The sequence below is a fragment of the Paraburkholderia kirstenboschensis genome, from assembly GCF_032806925.1.
Taxonomy (GTDB): domain Bacteria; phylum Pseudomonadota; class Gammaproteobacteria; order Burkholderiales; family Burkholderiaceae; genus Paraburkholderia; species Paraburkholderia kirstenboschensis.
Genome location: NZ_CP136512.1, coordinates 1,917,539 through 1,934,201, shown reverse-complemented (window position 1 = coordinate 1,934,201; position 16,663 = coordinate 1,917,539). Strand labels below are relative to the sequence as shown.

The 16,663-nt window shown below is 63.3% G+C and carries 13 protein-coding genes and 1 pseudogene; 4 read left to right on the top strand and 10 right to left on the bottom strand.

Features of this window, described 5'->3' with window-relative positions:
* Positions 1–162 precede the first annotated feature (162 nt).
* The gene (locus RW095_RS17540) at positions 163–1,227 is read left to right on the top strand and encodes a VTT domain-containing protein (RefSeq protein ID WP_317017222.1); all 1,065 of its coding nucleotides are present in this window, start codon (positions 163–165) and stop codon (positions 1,225–1,227) included.
* Between the two features lie 117 nt (positions 1,228–1,344).
* Here RW095_RS17540 and RW095_RS17535 read toward each other — a convergent pair whose 3' ends face one another.
* A complete protein-coding gene (locus RW095_RS17535) occupies positions 1,345–2,226 on the bottom strand; it encodes a CHAD domain-containing protein (protein WP_317017221.1) in 882 nt (293 codons plus the stop codon).
* A gap of 219 nt (positions 2,227–2,445) precedes the next feature.
* Between RW095_RS17535 and RW095_RS17530 the strand changes: the two are divergent.
* Positions 2,446–4,033, top strand: a pseudogene (locus RW095_RS17530) (inorganic phosphate transporter).
* A gap of 117 nt (positions 4,034–4,150) precedes the next feature.
* Here the strand turns inward: RW095_RS17530 and ppk2 are convergent.
* Positions 4,151–5,077, bottom strand: a complete 927-nt coding sequence (gene ppk2, locus RW095_RS17525) for a polyphosphate kinase 2 (RefSeq protein WP_317017219.1) — start codon at positions 5,075–5,077, stop codon at positions 4,151–4,153.
* Between the two features lie 139 nt (positions 5,078–5,216).
* A complete protein-coding gene (locus RW095_RS17520; RefSeq protein WP_317017218.1) occupies positions 5,217–5,651 on the bottom strand; it encodes a VOC family protein in 435 nt (144 codons plus the stop codon).
* 220 nt (positions 5,652–5,871) lie between these two features.
* On the opposite strand from RW095_RS17520, the gene RW095_RS17515 reads away from it, so the two are divergent.
* The gene (locus RW095_RS17515) at positions 5,872–6,912 is read left to right on the top strand and encodes a S1C family serine protease (protein WP_317017216.1); all 1,041 of its coding nucleotides are present in this window, start codon (positions 5,872–5,874) and stop codon (positions 6,910–6,912) included.
* Between the two features lie 99 nt (positions 6,913–7,011).
* Here RW095_RS17515 and ggt read toward each other — a convergent pair whose 3' ends face one another.
* From ggt to RW095_RS17485, 6 genes are all read right to left on the bottom strand, one after another.
* Complete coding sequence (gene ggt, locus RW095_RS17510) at positions 7,012–8,745, bottom strand: gamma-glutamyltransferase (protein ID WP_317017215.1); 1,734 nt, start codon at positions 8,743–8,745, stop codon at positions 7,012–7,014.
* Positions 8,746–8,890: 145 nt separating this feature from the next.
* Positions 8,891–10,315 carry an MFS transporter gene (locus RW095_RS17505; protein ID WP_317019878.1) on the bottom strand — a complete coding sequence of 475 codons (1,425 nt, stop codon included), beginning with the start codon at positions 10,313–10,315 and terminating at the stop codon, positions 8,891–8,893.
* A gap of 133 nt (positions 10,316–10,448) precedes the next feature.
* Positions 10,449–11,213 (bottom strand): phosphocholine cytidylyltransferase family protein, encoded by a 765-nt coding sequence (locus tag RW095_RS17500; RefSeq protein WP_317017213.1) that lies wholly within the window; start codon positions 11,211–11,213, stop codon positions 10,449–10,451.
* Positions 11,214–11,240: 27 nt separating this feature from the next.
* Positions 11,241–12,260: a flippase-like domain-containing protein gene (locus RW095_RS17495; RefSeq protein WP_317017211.1), complete on the bottom strand. Its 1,020-nt coding sequence runs from the start codon at positions 12,258–12,260 to the stop codon at positions 11,241–11,243.
* On the bottom strand, positions 12,257–13,102 hold the full coding sequence (locus RW095_RS17490) for a HalD/BesD family halogenase (RefSeq protein ID WP_394365091.1): 846 nt from the start codon (positions 13,100–13,102) through the stop codon (positions 12,257–12,259). Before RW095_RS17490 ends, RW095_RS17495 begins: the two co-directional genes overlap by 4 nt.
* On the bottom strand, positions 13,099–13,800 hold the full coding sequence (locus RW095_RS17485; RefSeq protein WP_317017210.1) for a CDP-alcohol phosphatidyltransferase family protein: 702 nt from the start codon (positions 13,798–13,800) through the stop codon (positions 13,099–13,101). Before RW095_RS17485 ends, RW095_RS17490 begins: the two co-directional genes overlap by 4 nt.
* Before the next feature lie 301 nt (positions 13,801–14,101).
* On the opposite strand from RW095_RS17485, the gene RW095_RS17480 reads away from it, so the two are divergent.
* On the top strand, positions 14,102–14,560 hold the full coding sequence (locus RW095_RS17480; RefSeq protein WP_317017209.1) for a hypothetical protein: 459 nt from the start codon (positions 14,102–14,104) through the stop codon (positions 14,558–14,560).
* Positions 14,561–14,596: 36 nt separating this feature from the next.
* On the opposite strand, the gene RW095_RS17475 is transcribed toward RW095_RS17480, so the two are convergent.
* Positions 14,597–16,558, bottom strand: coding sequence for a PhoX family protein (locus RW095_RS17475; protein WP_317017207.1), 1,962 nt, complete (start codon positions 16,556–16,558; stop codon positions 14,597–14,599).
* Positions 16,559–16,663 lie beyond the last annotated feature (105 nt).

Below are 16,663 nucleotides of genomic sequence, written 5' to 3'. Positions count from 1 at the left end.
GAAATTGCAGCGCGTTGCACCGTGGCCCTCGCGGGCGATCCATCGAGTATCCTGATCGAAGGGAGAAGCCCGAGCGCGACGGGAACGGTCTTTGCATCAGTGGACGAGCCGGGCAACAATAGGCCCCTTCAACTTCCCAACAAGAACTCAGGAGCCGCTCAATTGGTAGAGTTTCCGTCGTCGGCGGTATCCGCTTGGGGCGGCGCGGTCGTCTTCGGCAACGTGCTGTTGACGCGACTCGGCGTGCCGATTCCTGCCGTGCCCGTGCTGTTGTTTGCCGGCTCCGCGATTGCGGCGGGCACGCTGTCGTTCTGGCCGGTGCTATGCGCCGCGGTGTTGGGCGCGTTGATCGGCGACGGCGCGTGGTTCGCCGCCGGCCGCCTATATGGCCGCAAGTTGATTGGCGTGCTCGGTCAGATGCTGCCCGCTCTCGATGCCCGCGTCGAACGGGCCCGCTCGATGTTCGAGCGCTTCGGCGTGCCGCTGGTGTCGATCTCGAAGTTCGTCCCTGGCCTTGCGTTGATCACGCCGCCGCTGATGGGCACCACGGCCGTCGACGCCCGCATCTACGCAGTCTGGGACCTTACCGGCGCAATGGCGTGGGCCGCTTTCTGGCTGCTCGGCGGCGCGGCAGCGGAACGGCAACTGCATATGCTGTTCGAGTTTGTCAGAGCGCAAGGCGGCACGGTGATCGACCTGCTGCTGGGCGCCGCGTTGCTGTATCTCGCCTATCGCCTTTTTCTGCAGCGGCGGGCACGCCGGCAAGCCGCGCTCGCCGATGACGGCGCGCAGCCGCAAGTATCGGGCCGCACGGCGGCCCGCAAGCCGACACCCAAGGTGCTCGACGCACGCCCACCGGGCGCAGCGCTCGACGCCGCGCCGCCGATTCCGGGCGCATACGCACTCGACCCGCATTCGCCGGAACAGATCGACTTCGCGCTGCGCGCCTATGACATGGTGATTTACTGCGTGTGCCCGGACAGCGCGACAGCTGCCGAGATCAGCGTGCGGATGCGCAACTATGGCTATACGCGGATTCGCGCGCTGCGCGGAGGGCTGGATGCATGGCAGCGGCGCGGCTTTCCGGTGGGCCTGCTGCTTGCCGACGAGCCGCGCTCGAGCCGGCTAGCACAGTCAGTAGGCGGATTACGCGGCGGATTCCATGGAGACGCAGGAAACGCCGTGACACTTCGCGGCTTCGCGCCGCGAAGCCGCGCAAGCGCATGAACAACGGCTGGCCCGTCTAAGCTAAGCCCGGTCAGCGGGTCGGTGCCGGCGAGACGCGTCAGCGCGGCCTGCGCGCAACTTGCCGCGCAGCGCAAACGCCAGCAGCCAGTCAGCGCGTTATAGCTTGCGCAACAGTCCGGCCGCCGAACGCATGCGGCGTTTGCGCTCCTTGTGCAACCAGTGCAGCACCGCGTCGGTGTCGCCCGATCCGGCGAATAAGCTCGCATTGTCGCGCAGCAACATTTCACTCGCGACAATATCGTTTAGCTTACCGAAACGTTTTTGCACCTGCTTGAGCCGCTTGAGCGTGCGCTTGTGGCTCCCGCTCAAAACCGGCTGGAAAAATTCGAGCAGATAGCGAAGCTTCTTGCCGGCTTTCCTCACGCCGTGAAAAGCGGCGTAGTTCGAAGTTTTTGCGCGGCGCGCGCGTTTGGCGCGCTTTAACAACGAACGCTCCGAGGCTGCCACACGCTTGCCCGCGAACTTGCTCAGCGGCACGCGTTCGTGCGTCGTGTTGATCTCCGTCGATGCGCTCGTCAACGCGTCGCGCAACAGATGCTTGACGTCCGCGTTCGACAGCGTCTCGCGACTCGTTGCGAGCGCATCGCCGCGCGCTTGCTCGAGCTTCGGCGCGAGGTTGCGCGCACCGCTATCTTCCTGCCCGAGGAGTTCGATCAGGATGTCCCAGTCGCGGGTTTTGCCGGCTGCAGTGGCCAGATACTTGTACAGCGCGCGTTGCCGCGTGTTTTCGCCCTTCTCGAGGAGCGGCGCGAAGGCCCACCACAAAGACCGCAAACGGCGTAGCGAAACCCTCAGCTTGTGCAGCGCTTCAGGCGATGGATCTTCGCGTACTGCATTCGCGAATCCTATCGCGTCGCTCACGAGCGGAGCCGCATACGACGCAAACGCCGCGTGCGCCGTGGGCTCCTGCACGGCCGAATCGGCGGCCGACGCCCCTCCGTCCGCCTTGCGGCTTTCCTTGCGACTGTCGCGCTTCATCGAATTTCCCTCGATATGTATGCCCGGTCATCCCCAGCGTAGCAAAATCGATTCCTGCATGCTACTCGGCACTGCCTTCGGGCCGTGAGCCAAGGCGCTGCCCGCCAGATGTAGGCGGATGCCCGCTCTTGTGCATCCGCCCGATGCAAGTGTCATCGTACAGACACATATGCCCCGCAGGATCGGCAGTTCCCGACATTCCTCCAGGGGGCACACGTCATGCCGGAAGTTTCCTACCCGCAACCCAGCGCGGTAAGTGGCAAGGGGCGCAATCTCGGTCTCGCGATTTTCCTGGCCGTGATCGTAGCCGGCGTGGGCTATTGCAGTGTGCAGCTCGCGGGCGATCTGCAACCCGTGCGCGAGAGTTCCATCCTGCCGTATCTGCTGCTCGGCGTCGCGCTGCTGATCGCACTTGGATTCGAATTCGTCAACGGCTTTCACGACACCGCGAACGCCGTGGCCACCGTCATCTATACACATTCGCTTGCGCCGAATCTCGCGGTCGTGTGGTCCGGCGCGTGGAATTTTCTGGGCGTGCTGACCTCGAGCGGCGCGGTCGCGTTCGGCATCCTGCAACTGCTGCCGGTTGAGCTGATCCTGCAAGTGGGCAGCAGCGCGGGTTTCTCGATGGTGTTCGCGCTGCTGATCGCGGCAATCATCTGGAACCTCGGGACCTGGTATTTCGGCTTGCCGTCGTCGAGCTCGCATACGCTGATCGGCTCGATCATAGGCGTCGGTTTGATGAATCAGTTGATGCACGGCGTGAACGGCACGAGTGGCGTGGACTGGAACCAGGCGCTTGGCGTGGGCAAGTCGTTGCTGTTCTCGCCGCTCATATGTTTTCTCGCAGCCGGATTGCTGCTGATGATTCTCAAAGCCGTCGTGCGCATTCCCGCGCTCTATGCCGAGCCGAAGGGCAAGGAGCCGCCGCCGTTCTGGATTCGCAGTCTGCTGATCCTGACCTGCACCGGCGTTTCGTTTGCGCACGGTTCGAACGACGGCCAGAAAGGCATGGGCCTCATCATGCTGATCCTGATCGGCACCGTGCCGACGGCGTATGCGCTGAACAAGGCCGTCACGCCCGCTCAAACGCAGAGCTTCATCGCGGTCGCGGAGCAAACGTCGGGCGCGCTTGCGCGCTACACGAATGGCGCGCCGCCTTCCGCCAATCCGCGCGCCGATGTCGAAGCGTATGTGCGCACGCATCAACTGACGCCCGCGACGTTGCCCGCCTTGAAGCAACTCACGGATATCATCGCCAACCAGGTGCGCACATCCGGTTCAATGGCGGCCGTTCCGCAAGGCATCGTCGACAACGTGCGCAACAACATGTACGTGGCGTCGGAGGCGATCCGTCTGATGGACAAGGCGAAGCAACCCGCCTTTGCTCCGGAAGACGCCAAGGCCATCGACAACTTCAAGGCGCAGACGGATCACGCCACCAAGTTCATCCCGACGTGGGTAAAGGTCGCGGTGGCTATCGCGCTGGGCTTCGGCACGATGGTCGGATGGAAGCGGATCGTGGTGACCGTCGGCGAAGAAATCGGCAAGCAAACACCTGACGTACGGACAGGGCGCGTCGGCCGAACTCGTTGCGATGATGACGATCGGCGCGGCCGACATGTACGGTCTGCCGGTGTCCACGACACATGTCCTGTCTTCGGGCGTAGCCGGTACGATGGCGGCCAACGGCTCGGGCTTGCAATGGGCGACCGTGCGCAGCCTCGTGCTCGCGTGGGTGCTGACGCTGCCGGCCTCCATCGCGCTCGCGGCGGGCTTGTACTGGCTGTTCCGCGCCGTGTTCTAATCAGTCCGTTCGCGGCCGCCCATGCACATGCAGCATGGAACCGGCATAACGAAAAAGCGCGGCATGTGCCGCGCTTTTTCGTTTCTTCCACTTCGAATACAAGCCCGGTCGAACCGCTCAATACACCTCGGGCACGATCATTGAAGCCGGCACCGGCTGACGGCTGTACTCGTCGTGATAAACGCGCGCCGGCAATTCGACCCGCGGATGCTCGATCTCGTGATACGGCACCTGGCTCAGCAGATGGTGAATGCAGTTCAGGCGCGCCCGTTTCTTGTCCACTGCCTGCACGACCCACCACGGCGCCTCGGGAATATGCGAGCGCTGCAGCATCACCTCTTTTGCGAGCGTATAAGCCTCCCAACGGCGCCGGCTTTCCAGGTCCATCGGACTGAGCTTCCACTGCTTCAGCGGGTCGTGAATGCGGTTCTGGAAGCGGATCTCCTGCTCTTCGTCGGTGATAGAGAACCAGTATTTGACGATCTGCACGCCGCTGCGCACGAGCATCTTTTCGAACTCGGGCACCGAGCGAAAGAACTCTTCGTATTCTTCGTCGGTGCAGAAATTCATCACGCGCTCGACGCCCGCCCGGTTGTACCAGCTGCGGTCGAACAGCACCATCTCGCCGCCGGCGGGCAGCTGCGAGACGTAGCGCTGGAAATACCATTGCGTGCGCTCGCGGTTGTTCGGTGCGGGCAATGCCGCAACGCGGCACACGCGCGGATTGAGCCGCTGCGTGATGCGTTTGATCGCGCCGCCCTTGCCCGCGGCATCGCGCCCCTCGAAAATCACCACGAGACGATGCCCCGTCTGCACGATCCAGTCCTGCAATTTGACGAGCTCGCCCTGCAACCGGAACAGCTCGCGAAAATACACCTTGCGTGCTTCGCGGTTCTCGGGCGTGAAGCCTTCGGCGCCGTCGAGAATGCGGTCGTCGACCTCCATCTCGAGTTCCTCGTCGTACGCGTCGATGAGGTCTTCCTCGAAACGGCGTTGCCGCTCCACGAGCAACTCGGCTTCAGGTCTCGGATCCTGCTCTTTCATTGCGGCTCTCCTGGCGACGAAAATGATCAGGCTCGCGGCGGCAAAAGCGACGCGGGCGCGCCAGATTATCGGTGCGTCCGGTGTCAGCCGTGTTACCGCAGCCGGTTAATGATAGCGAGTTTCACGCCGACGCCGCTCGCTAACGCAACGGTTTTGCGAAGCTGAGCTCGTGGCCGTCCGGATCGGCGATATGAAAATAACGCTCGCCCCACGGCGCATCGGAGGGCTCGAGCGACGGCTCGAATCCGGCCGCCAGCGCCTTGCGATAAATCGCATCGACATCCGACACGTAGATGATCACGCGGCCCCACCAGCTGACCGGCGCACGCGAATCGGCGATCAGATTCAGATACGTGCCGCCGAACGCAAACGACGTAAATGCGGCTTGCCCACCGCCGAATTTGAGCGGAAAACCGAGGGCTTCGTAGAAACGCACCGCTTCCAGCATATTGCCGGTGGCGAGCGTGATAGCGCTGAGCGCCTCGATCCGCGGTTCGGCCGGCGCGGCCTCGGGGGATGAAGCAGACGAAGCCGAAGCATCGGTCTCGTCGGACGGATGGGCGGGCTGGTTCATGACGGCGGTCTCCTTGGCGTGCGGTCGCGGACGGCTCGTGGTTGCATCACAGTGTCTCACACGCCGGAAACTCGCTTTACGTCGGCGACGGCCGACTGCGGTGCATACGGTCAATCCCTGCCGGAGCGGGCCAAGCGAGCCAAGCGGGCCTGACCGGACCCGCACTTGAAAAGCCCGACCGCGCCCCGCATCTGCAATTCCGTTTATCCGGAGCATCGCCATGGGAAGCCGTCCACGCTTCATTGATGACCTGTCGCGCGCCGCATCCGACGCCCCCGGGCCGAACCACCTCAATCCCCTATCCGACGACGCCCTGCTCGACGCCTACTCGCGCACCGTCATTGGCGCGCTGGAACGCGTGCAGCAGGCCGTCGCCTTCATTTCCGTCGAACGCCGGCTGGCGGGCGCCGCCGCGCGCGACCGCGGCGCTCGCGGCGGCACGGGCTCAGGCTTCATCTTCACGCCAGACGGCTACTTGCTGACCAACAGCCACGTCGTGCATGGCGCGACCCACATTCAGGTCACGCTCGCCGACGGCTCCAGGTTCGACGCCGATCTGGTCGGCGACGACCCCGGCAGCGATCTGGCCGTGCTGCGAATCGGCTCGCCCGAGCCGCTGCCACATGTGGAACTCGGCGACTCGTCGAAGCTGCGTGTCGGGCAGATCGCCATCGCGGTCGGCAATCCGCTCGGTCTCGCGCAAACGGTGACGACGGGTGTCGTATCGGCGCTCGGCCGCTCGCTGCGCTCTAACTCTGGCCGCATGATTTACGACGTGATTCAGACGGACGCCGCGCTCAATCCCGGCAATTCGGGTGGTCCGTTGATCAATTCGGCGGGCCAGGTGATCGGCGTGAATACCGCGATCATTCCGGGCGCGCAGGCCATCTGCTTCGCCACCGCTATCGACACGGCGAAGTGGGTCATCATGCAGATTTTCGCGCATGGCCGCGTGCGGCGAGCGTATATCGGCGTGGCGGGCACGACGACGCCGCTGTCGCGCCGCGTACAGCGCTACTTCGGTTTGAGCGCGCAAAGCGCCGTGCATGTGATGGAAATCGTCAAAGGCAGTCCGGCCGCGGCGGGCGGTCTGCGCACCGACGACACCATCGTCGCAATCGACTCGCTGCCGGTGCAGGATGTGGATGGGCTGCAACGCACACTCGACGCGTCGCGGATCGACAAACCCGTCAACGTGACGGTGCTGCGCGGCGCGCAACGGCTCGAATTGACGCTGACGCCGGTGGAACAGGCAAGCTGATCGCGCGTAAAAAAACCTCGAACTCTTTCGAGCGCGAGGTCTTCTGTTTGTGAACGGCGCGCCGCGATCGACACGCCGTCCACGCCATTCGAAAAACGCTTACTGAATGATCCGCGTGACGCCGCGGCCGCGAGGGTCGGCTGCGGGCTCCGGCGTTTCGTCATTGATCTTGATTGCCTGAATATCGCCGTCGAAATTCTGGGCCTTCAGCGTATAGCCCTTCGCTTCCACCTGCTTGGCGAGTTCGCCGTCGATCGGCTGGTACGGCTCCCAGAAAATCGTGTTCGGCGGCAGCAACTGGTGATGGAAACGCATCGCGCCGACCGCCGCCGGCAACGGCATATTGAAGTCGTAGATGTTGTTGATCACCTGGAAGATCGACGTGAAGATGCGCGAGCCGCCCGGCGTGCCGATTACGAGCGAGACCTTGCCGTCTTTCGTGAGAATCGTCGGGCTCATGGAAGACAGCGGGCGCTTCTTGGGTTCAATGGAATTCGCGTCGCTGCCCACCACGCCGAACATGTTGGCCACGCCCGGCTTCGCGGAGAAGTCGTCCATCTCGTCGTTCAGCACAATGCCCGTGCGATCCGCGACCACGCCCGAACCGAAGTAACCGTTCACCGTGTAGGTGTTCGACACCGCGTTACCCCACTTGTCGACTACAGAGAAATGCGTGGTTTCCGCTTTCTCCGGCATCGACGTGCCAAGTCCGGGCTGCACGCTCTTCGTGTCCGACGGGGCTTCCGGATTGACCTCAGAGGCACGCTTCGCGAGGTACGCGTCGTCGGTCAATTGCGCGACCGGCACCTTGTAGAAGTCGGGGTCGCCGAGATATTGCGCACGGTCGGCGAACACGCGCTTTTCGATTTCCGCGATCAGATGGATGTATTGCGCCGAATTGAGCGGGACGTCCTTGAAGTCCGCTTCGCGGTCCGCCTTCATCTTCAGCAATTGCACGAGACCTATGCCGCCCGAGCTCGGAGGCGGCGCGGTGTACACGCGGTAGCCTTTCCAGTCGGCCTGGATCGGCTGGCGCCACACGGCCTTGTACTGCTGCAGATCCGCCTTCGTAATGAGGCCGTGACCGCGCATGGATTCAGCGATCAGGTCCGCTGTCTTGCCCGAGTAGAAGTCTTTCGCGCCCTGGTCCGAAATGCGCTGCAACACGGCGGCCAGATCGGGTTGCTTGAAGTTGACGCCTTGCTTCAGGTTGCCGAAGTAGGTGTCGAAGTTCGTCTTGCCGGCAAATTCTTTCGCTGCCGCGTCGCGACGCTCCTGCAGTTGCTCGCTGACCGTGAAGCCGTCGCGCGCGTAGTGGATGGCCGGTGCGAGTACCTGCTTCCATTTGAGCTTGCCGAAGCGGCGCTGCGCCTGCCACATGCCGTCGACGGTACCGGGCACGCCCACGGCACGGTAGCCGTACAGGCTCATGCCCTTGACGACCTCGCCCTTGTCGTCGAGATACATGTTCTTCGTGGCCGCCAGCGGCGCGCGCTCGCGATAGTCGAGAAAGTATGGCTTACCGCCCACATACAGCGTCATGAAACCGCCGCCGCCGATGTTGCCCGCTTCCGGATAAGTCACGGCAAGCGTGAAGGCGATGGCGACCGCGGCGTCGACCGCGTTGCCGCCTTCCTTGAAGATCTGTTCGGCGGCGTCGGCGCTGTACTCGTCGGCAACCGCGATCGCGGACGCGGTCAGGACAGCCGGCTGGGCTTTCGCGGGCGGCTTCGCGACTGCCGGCGTGGCCTCGAGAAAACCGACGGAAACAGACAGCAGTGCGGCCAGCGCGAATCCGCTGGCGGACGATTTGGCGTTGCGGAACAACTTCATTGATATCCCCCAAGACGACTGTTTCACCAGACGATAACTTCAGTTCCCCTGGGGCTTATAACATGTGAACAGGCTCTTTGCGAAGCCGCGGTAGCCCGTAGGAAGACTGCCGCGGCACACCAAACCAGCGAATCCTCATCAGGCGTCACGCCGTGCCGCGGCGGCCGCGGGCGATTTCATCGCCGGCGTCGTGCGGCAAACGTGCCGTGACCGGAATCGACAGGAATGAGAACAGGCCGACCACGACAAACGCCGGCCAGAAGTCCGAGAAGACGATGCGCGAATGACCCTGCACGTTGTGCGAAATCTGCAGCACGATGCCCCCGATGGTCACGCCCAGCCCGAGCGAAAGCTGCTGGATCACGCTTGCGACGCTCGTCGCGCGGCCCACGTCGCGGCTGGGGATATCGGCGTACGCCAACGTGTTCAACGACGTGAACTGCAACGACGGAAAGAAGCCGCCGACCAGCACGACGCACCAGATCAACCAGTGCGGCGTGCCGGGAAAGAACAGGCCGTATATCGCAATGGCAATGCCCGCGCAGGCCGCGTTGACCATCAGCACGGTGCGAAAGCCAAAGCGTCCGAGTATGCGCGAGGTCGCGGCCTTCATGAAGATCGAGCCGAATGCGGACGCGCATGTGATCGAACCCGACAGAAACGGAGTCATGCCGAGCCCTTCCTGCAACGCGAGCGGCAACAGAAACGGCACGGCGCCGAGACCGATGCGAAAGAGCGACCCGCCCGCCACGCTTGCATGAAAACTTGGAATACGCAAAAGGCGCAGATCGAGGACCGGCAACTCCACGCGATTCGCGTACAGCACGTAACCCACCAGCAACACGACGCCCACAGCGCACATGCCGATCGACACGATGTCCGGCACCAGTTCGCCGCCCACCAGCGAAAGTCCGAGCATGAACAGCGAAGCGCCGCTCGCGGACAACAGGAAGCCGGTCCAGTCGAGCCTGCCTGGATGCGCTTCGCGCACGTTGGCGATGTGTTTATTGGCGAGCCAGATGCCGATCAAACCAATCGGAATATTGACGAAGAAGATCAGGCGCCAATGCAGATACGTGGTGATGAAGCCACCGAGCGGCGGCCCGACGACAGGCCCGAGCAGCGCCGGCACCGTCAGATAATTGACCGCGCGTATGAAGTCCGATTTCGGCACTGAACGGAAAATGATGATGCGCCCCACCGGCACCATCATCGCGCCGCCAATGCCTTGCACGAAGCGCGCGACCACGAACATGCCAAGCGAGGTCGATGCCGCGCACATCAGCGAGCCGGCCATGAAGATGCCGATGGCCGTGCGAAACACCGTGCGCGAACCGAAGCGGTCCGCGACCCAGCCGCAGATCGGAATGAAGACACCGAGGCCGATCACATACGCGGTGACGGCCAGCTTGAGGGTGATGGGGTCCTGACCCAGATCGCGCGCCAGAACCGGCAGCGACGTCACGATGACCGTGCCGTCCACGTTTTCCATGAACATCGCACACGCGACGATCAGCGGAACAATGAAAGCGCCTAAAGCGAAAGGCATTGGCAGGGCGACGGTTGGCAGGGCCGTCGGTATAAAGCGTCGATTATGGCATTGCAGCGGCAACGGAAGTTGCGATGCGCCCGGATAATGCTTGAATGACAAAGAGCCGGCACGGAGCCGGCTCTTTGCGCAGTGTCTCGCCGTCAGCGGGATGTCAACGCGACGCGCTGACGAGCGGCTGCAACTGCGGCAAGATCTCAGCGGTCGCGCGAGCGACGTCGTTCGGGAAGTCGATTTCGATCCACGGCGCGCCGGTGACGTCGGCGGTATCGAACACCTGGCTGCGCTCGAGCAGCAGGTCGCGCACCGCTTCTTCGTGCGGCAGATTGGCCCGGCCGCTGTCGATATAACCTGCCACGATTTGTGCAAAGCGCTCGGCCGTTTCTTGACGGAAGCGGAAAAAGCCGACCGATTCGCCAATGGTGTCGTACTCCAGATTGACAGCGAGCTGCTTGCGCAATTCGACCGGCACGCCGCCTTTCAGGCAAAGCTTCACGGGCTCGTCGCCGGCTTCGAAATCGCGGTCGATCAACAGACGGTTGACCGTCTCGCCCGCGACCAGCGCGGCCAGGATGCGCTCGTCGTAGAGCACGTCGGCGTCCATCAGCAGCACGTCGCCGCCGCGCGTGAGCGCCCCGGCCACCGTGTGCACCGTCAGCACGCTGCCCAGGTCGTAACGCGTGTTCAGCACGGTTTCAACCTTGTGCGGCCAGTTGATGCGCGCCAGTTCCGCCTGCACCGACTCGGGCTGAAAACCGAGCGCCAGCACGACTTCTGTCACGCCGGCGGTTTCGAGCATCTGCAGATGCCGTTCGAGCAGGCTCATACCGTCGAACTGCAACAGGCACTTCGGGAACTGGGCTTCCGGCGGTTGCTGGAGACGCAGGCCGAGGCCCGCAGCGAGGATGATGGCACGCATGCGCGGTCCTTTGAAAAGATACGGAGTTTAATCGACAGCGGGAACGCGCCCAAGGGCACGCCGCCTTTGCCAGCTTCGTTCGCTGAAGTGCAAGACCAGCAGACCCGGCAAGCCTAGAAGGATTTCGCGCGCGCGCTTGGTCAGCGACAACGCGAGCGCCGCGTCGGGCGGCAGACCCACCAGCGGCGCAAGCAGCAAGTAGCCGCCTTCCTGCACGCCGAGCGAGCCGGGAATCATGAAGGCCGCGCCACGAATTGCCTGGCCGACGCTTTCGAGCAGCAGCGCGTCGACCCAGTCGACCGGATGGCCGAGAAAACGCAGCGCGAGCCACACTTCGACGGTGCCGACGATCCAGCCGGCAAGACTCAGCGCAAAGCTCGCAGCGACCCGGGCGCGCTCGCGGTACATGGCCTGCACGGCGGCGTCGACGGCTTCGGCGCGTGTCATCAGCCCGGACCAGTCGCGTTTGCCGAACAGTTTCGACGCCACGCCGAGCAGCCGGCCGAACAGCCCGCGCCGTTGCGCGTAATAGAAACCGACGATCATGCCGCCAAGCACCGCCGTTGCAATCAGCGTGGCGGTTTGCAGGTCGTGCAGCGCGCCGTGCGCCGCGTAGGCGCCGAACATCAGCAGCCCGAAGAGCGCGAAAATGATTTGCGCGAGCGCCTGGGCGGTCGTGCTCACGGTGATGGCCGCAGCCGCGTCTCGCATCGGCATGCCGCGCTGCGACAGCTGCCGCACCATCACCACCGGTCCGCCGATCTGGCCGGCCGGCAGCAGACTGTTCACGGATTCACCGATCCAGCGCGCGAACAGCGCGTCACGCACCGACAGATCGTGACGCCCACCGTCGCGGCGGCGCGGCAACAGCACCGAGATCGCGCCGGCGTCCAGCGCTAGCGGCACCACGTGAAACGCGGCGACGAGCGCGAGCCCCCAACCGGCGGCAAGCAGCGTCGACACTACCGAACCGAAACCCTGCCACGCGAGCAGGCCGACAAACAGCGCCGTCCCGATCGACAGCAAAATCAGAGCTGCGCGACTCATGCGCGGTCCTTGTCGCGGGTTTTCGCCTGAGTCATTTGACGAAACACCTGGCGGAAGCCGAAATACGCGATGGCGTCTTTCATGTTGGAGATCAGACGACGCCACGGACGCATGTTCGGGTCAGTGACGTATTCAAAAGTGAGCGACACGCGCATCTCGTTCGGGCCGGCCGGCGTGATGCGATGACGCAGCTTGTCGCCGTCGAAAAACACCAGGCCGCCAGGCGGAATCTGCACCGATCCGGGCTGATCCGGCACATCCGGATTGCGCGTGTGCAATTCGTAGTCGAGACGGCACGACGATTCGTCGATCACGCCAAGCAGCAGTGTGTAACGGCGGCCGTCATAGTACGAAGTGTCGTAGTGCCAGCCAATGTGATCGCCTGGCCGCGTGTAGTAATACAGCGCGTACGCGTGCGGATCGTCCGCCGGCGACACTTGCAGCTTGTCGCCGCTCAGTTGTTCGAGCCAGCCGATCAGTTCCTTCGAGCGATACAGTTCGGCGATGAACGGCGCGAGACGGTCGATCGTGTGACGGCTCACGCTGCCGCCCTGCTTGTGGCCCGGCAGGTAGTTGCGGTTCACTTCGTCGAGCAGCGCACGCGCGCTGTGCACGAGTTGCGCGGTGACTTCCGGCGCGAGGAAATCTTCCAGATAGAGAAATGCGCCCTGCCCGGCGAAGTCCTTGCGCAAGCGCGGATTGTCGAACGTGCGCGTGCGGCTCGCGACCGCGAGGTCGGCGTCCGGCGCGGCGGGCACCGGGTGCATTGCAGGCACGGCATGTTCGATGCGCGTAGATGCGGCCACGTCGTCTTCGGCGTGTGTACTCGCTTGCGTGCTCATTTACCGGCCACTACTTGATGGGTTTCAGAAGCACCCGCGCCAGTTCCAGCTAGCTGCGCGGTACGGCGCGAGACGCGCCAGTAGTCGATCATCACCCACACGGCGAAGAGCGGCGCACCGATCGAAGCGGCCACGACGAACGGCATCACGACGCTCGTCAGCGTGACGATGGGCAGCAGATACAACACGTCTTCTGTTTCGAAGCCGCCCACGGCGGCCTGCTTCGTGCCCGCCTTGCCGGCCATTTCCTCGATGCGCATACGCAGGAAGAAAATCAGCGCGACGGCAATGCCGGCGACCGCGCCGAGCCAGCCCGGCGCGACTGACAGCCCGCCGATATTCGACGCTCCAGCGCCCACACCCATGCCGATAAACAGCATGACGGTGACAAGCGCGTCGCAGGCGAGGTCGTAAAAATGACCGATCCGGCTCGACTTCCCGCTGATGCGGGCAAGCTCGCCGTCGGTATGGTCGACGAAGTTGGACAGGACGATAAGAACCGCGCCCGCATTGGCCCACGCGAAACCGCCGCGCGCGAGGCACAGCGCGCCTGCAACGCCGATCAGCAGACGCAGCGTAGTCAGATGATTGGGCGTGACGCGCGTGTTAATAAGCGGTGTCACGAGCCGGCGGGCTAGCCGCGCGTCCCAGGTTCGGGGCGGCGGAACATTAAATGGAGTCTGGGGTCGCGAATTCATAACCCGGAAATATATACGGGATCGAGAAAGATTGCTTTCTTCCCTTCAGTTTGTTTGCGGTTAATCGGACTCGCGAACGGATTGCCGACTGCCCGTCCATGAAGCAGGATTTGCCGAATCGCGATAAAGTGCGAATCCTGTTGCGCCTGTCCCGCAACATCACTTGGATGCAGGCAGTGTTCGCGGATTGCGCGGGTTCGGTGTTTAACCACGCTAGCCGTTGTGAACACACTACAGCGCACCACATCGCAGTACATCCGCAGTACATCCGCAGTACATCGATTACGTCGCCTTTCACGCTATGAAACGCTTTCTTTCGCCTGCCGCTTCGCGTGTCTTCTGCACAGCCGCACTTATTGCCGTGGCGCTCGCGCTGCCGCTCGCCGCTCATGCGACTGCTCTGGACGCGCCGCTTGCCTGCAATGAAAGCGGTCATCAATTCATCGCCGATCTTGCCGGAAATCAATTGATCGACCCGAAGCCCACCCGCGTCGAAAGCAACTCGATCAACGCATTTTCTCCCGCGCAAGGGGCGGACCTGACCGCGTTCGGGTTTCACATATTTGCGGTGGTCGGCTATGAGAAGGACGATCCCATGTTCCGCGTTGGAGAAGGCGAGCCGGTGGCACGCTCGGCGTACGGCGTGGTGGTGTTCGGAAGCGAATCGAAGGTGCGGGCCGCGGTGACGGCGACCGGCGGCACGGCAATCGTGCACCGCGTGGCGCCGCTCATCACGGCGATCTTCTGCAAGCGGAGTTGAGGCGGCGCTTCACTATCGGCGCCGCCTGCCGCCACGTTACAACTTGATCGACGTCGGATCGGCCGTCAGATAGCCGACCGTCGCGCCGAAGCGGTCCTTATAGTTGGCCCGCACGAGCGGATCGAGCGTGGCCTTGACCTTGTCGTGCAACGGACTTTCCCTATCGCCCACGTGCTGGAAGTTGCTCATCACGTAGGTCCAGCCGTTGATCTCGTCGACGGCGTGCAGCCCCGTCGACTCCGCGCCCGCCGGACACGACAGCACGCGCGACAGCGTCTTCGTGTCGACGTTGTACGCCCACAGGAAGTTGTTCACGTGCATGCTGCTGTCTTCGCCGATGAAAAGCGTTCGCAGCTTTTCCGAAAACTTGAGGTTGTCCGGGTTCGCTATACGGTCGGCGTTCGCCGTGTTGCCGAGCGCGTCGGCGGTTGACAGATCTTCGCCGACGAGCGCCGCGGGCGCCGCCATATCGACCGGCACCCAGTTGCTATTGATCGCGCCGCCGCTGCGGTCGAGCTGGCCGCCTTTCATATTGAGCGCGTAGACCGCGCCGGCGCTGATGGCCTTGTCGACCGCCACGTCCGTCGACGCGGCGTTGCCCCGCACCATCGATTTCTCGATACGCGACATTGCCGAATACAGCACCTTGTCCTTGATATTGACGGTGGTGCCTTCGAGCTTCGTGAAGCCCATGCTGCCGCCGACGAGCGCCGCGTAGCGATGCGTCTCGAGGAAAGTCGCGGCTTGGGTCATGCCCGGCTTCACGCGGATCCAGTTGAACGTGCCGTTGAAGTTGATCTTGGTGTACGACGTGTCGAGCGGATCGGCGGTCTTGACGTCCATGATGTCGGCCGCGGTCAGCGTGTTCGCGAGCGACTCGATTTCGTCGCTGGTCGCGTGGCCCAGGTTGATCCACGAAAGCGTCGCCGCGCCCGCGCCGCTCGACGACACCTGCGTCCACTTCGCGACATACAGCGTGCCCGCCGACAGGTCGGCCTCGCGGTCGGCGACGAACATGAAGAGGCCGCCGTTGGTGGCGTCGTCGCCCATCAGCACGGTGCGCTTGTCCGGCATCACCTGAACCAGTTCGTGCGAAATGCGGCCAAGGCAATAGTGCTTTTTGATCGTGCCGGAGCCGTCCGGATTGACGGTGACCTCAGGCAAATGGCCGTAGTGATACGGATTCGCCGTCGTCTCGCTACCGAACAGGTTGCGGCTGAAGCCCTTGAACTGGCTATTGGAGGAGATGGTCGCAGCGTCCGGCTCGTACTCTTCGCTCGACAGATGCGTGTTCCAAGGCGACAGGCTCGCGCCGCAGGTAATCCACAAGCCATGCACTTTCGACGTATCGACGTTGTGGTAGCCAACGAGCGTGAGCTTGCCGGTGGCCGGGTCCTGGTCGAGCGTCAGCACGGCGATCGGCGACGGCAACTGACCGTACATCGACACCAGGCTCTGGTCGCGTGTCGCGTACTCGAACTGCACGACTGCGAACACGGCGTTGCCTTTGATTCCCTTCACGGCCGGACTGTCGAGACGGATCAGCGAACTGCCGTCCGGGCAATCGGAGTAAAACTGACGCTCCTTGCCGGCAACCGATTTGTCGATGATCGGCTGATTGTTGATGTCCACGTAGCCGCCGGCAAGAATCGTCCCGCCCTTGATGTTCGGCACCATGTCGCCGGTAATGAAGAACGGCTGGTATGAGAGCTTGAATGTGCGGCTGCTGCCGTCGCTCAACTGCACGGTCAGCGTGGAGCCCACCGTGGTTTTCGCCATTGCGGCGGGGTCCGCCAGCGTCGGCGCCGCCATTGCGCTGAAAGCCGCGGACACGAAATTGGCGACCGGCTTGGCCGGCGTCGCGAGGTCGTCGCTGCCGCCGCACCCGCTCAGCATGGAAGCCGTGGCGAGACCGCCCAATGGGAACATCGGCAACATCGGCACGCCGGAGAACAGTTTCAGGGCCTTGCGGCGGGAAGGGTCGAACGGCTCAGCCATGTTGTCGTAATCCTGGTTGTGGTGGCGTGGATAACTCACAGCCGGCACGACTCGGATTCAAACCGCATGGTTCGCGCTCGCGCCGCTATGACGCGAGGATTCTAT

Bases quoted from the DNA above. Each gene is read 5' to 3' on its own strand.
- RW095_RS17535 (WP_317017221.1), bottom strand. From the start codon at position 2,226: ATGAAGCGCGACAGTCGCAAGGAAAGCCGCAAGGCGGACGGAGGGGCG.
- ppk2 (WP_317017219.1), bottom strand. From the start codon at position 5,077: ATGAAAGAGCAGGATCCGAGACCTGAAGCCGAGTTGCTCGTGGAGCGG.
- RW095_RS17520 (WP_317017218.1), bottom strand. From the start codon at position 5,651: ATGAACCAGCCCGCCCATCCGTCCGACGAGACCGATGCTTCGGCTTCG.
- RW095_RS17515 (WP_317017216.1), top strand. From the start codon at position 5,872: ATGGGAAGCCGTCCACGCTTCATTGATGACCTGTCGCGCGCCGCATCC.
- ggt (WP_317017215.1), bottom strand. From the start codon at position 8,745: ATGAAGTTGTTCCGCAACGCCAAATCGTCCGCCAGCGGATTCGCGCTG.
- RW095_RS17500 (WP_317017213.1), bottom strand. From the start codon at position 11,213: ATGCGTGCCATCATCCTCGCTGCGGGCCTCGGCCTGCGTCTCCAGCAA.
- RW095_RS17495 (WP_317017211.1), bottom strand. From the start codon at position 12,260: ATGAGTCGCGCAGCTCTGATTTTGCTGTCGATCGGGACGGCGCTGTTT.
- RW095_RS17490 (WP_394365091.1), bottom strand. From the start codon at position 13,102: ATGAGCACGCAAGCGAGTACACACGCCGAAGACGACGTGGCCGCATCT.
- RW095_RS17485 (WP_317017210.1), bottom strand. From the start codon at position 13,800: ATGAATTCGCGACCCCAGACTCCATTTAATGTTCCGCCGCCCCGAACC.
- RW095_RS17480 (WP_317017209.1), top strand. From the start codon at position 14,102: ATGAAACGCTTTCTTTCGCCTGCCGCTTCGCGTGTCTTCTGCACAGCC.
- RW095_RS17475 (WP_317017207.1), bottom strand. From the start codon at position 16,558: ATGGCTGAGCCGTTCGACCCTTCCCGCCGCAAGGCCCTGAAACTGTTC.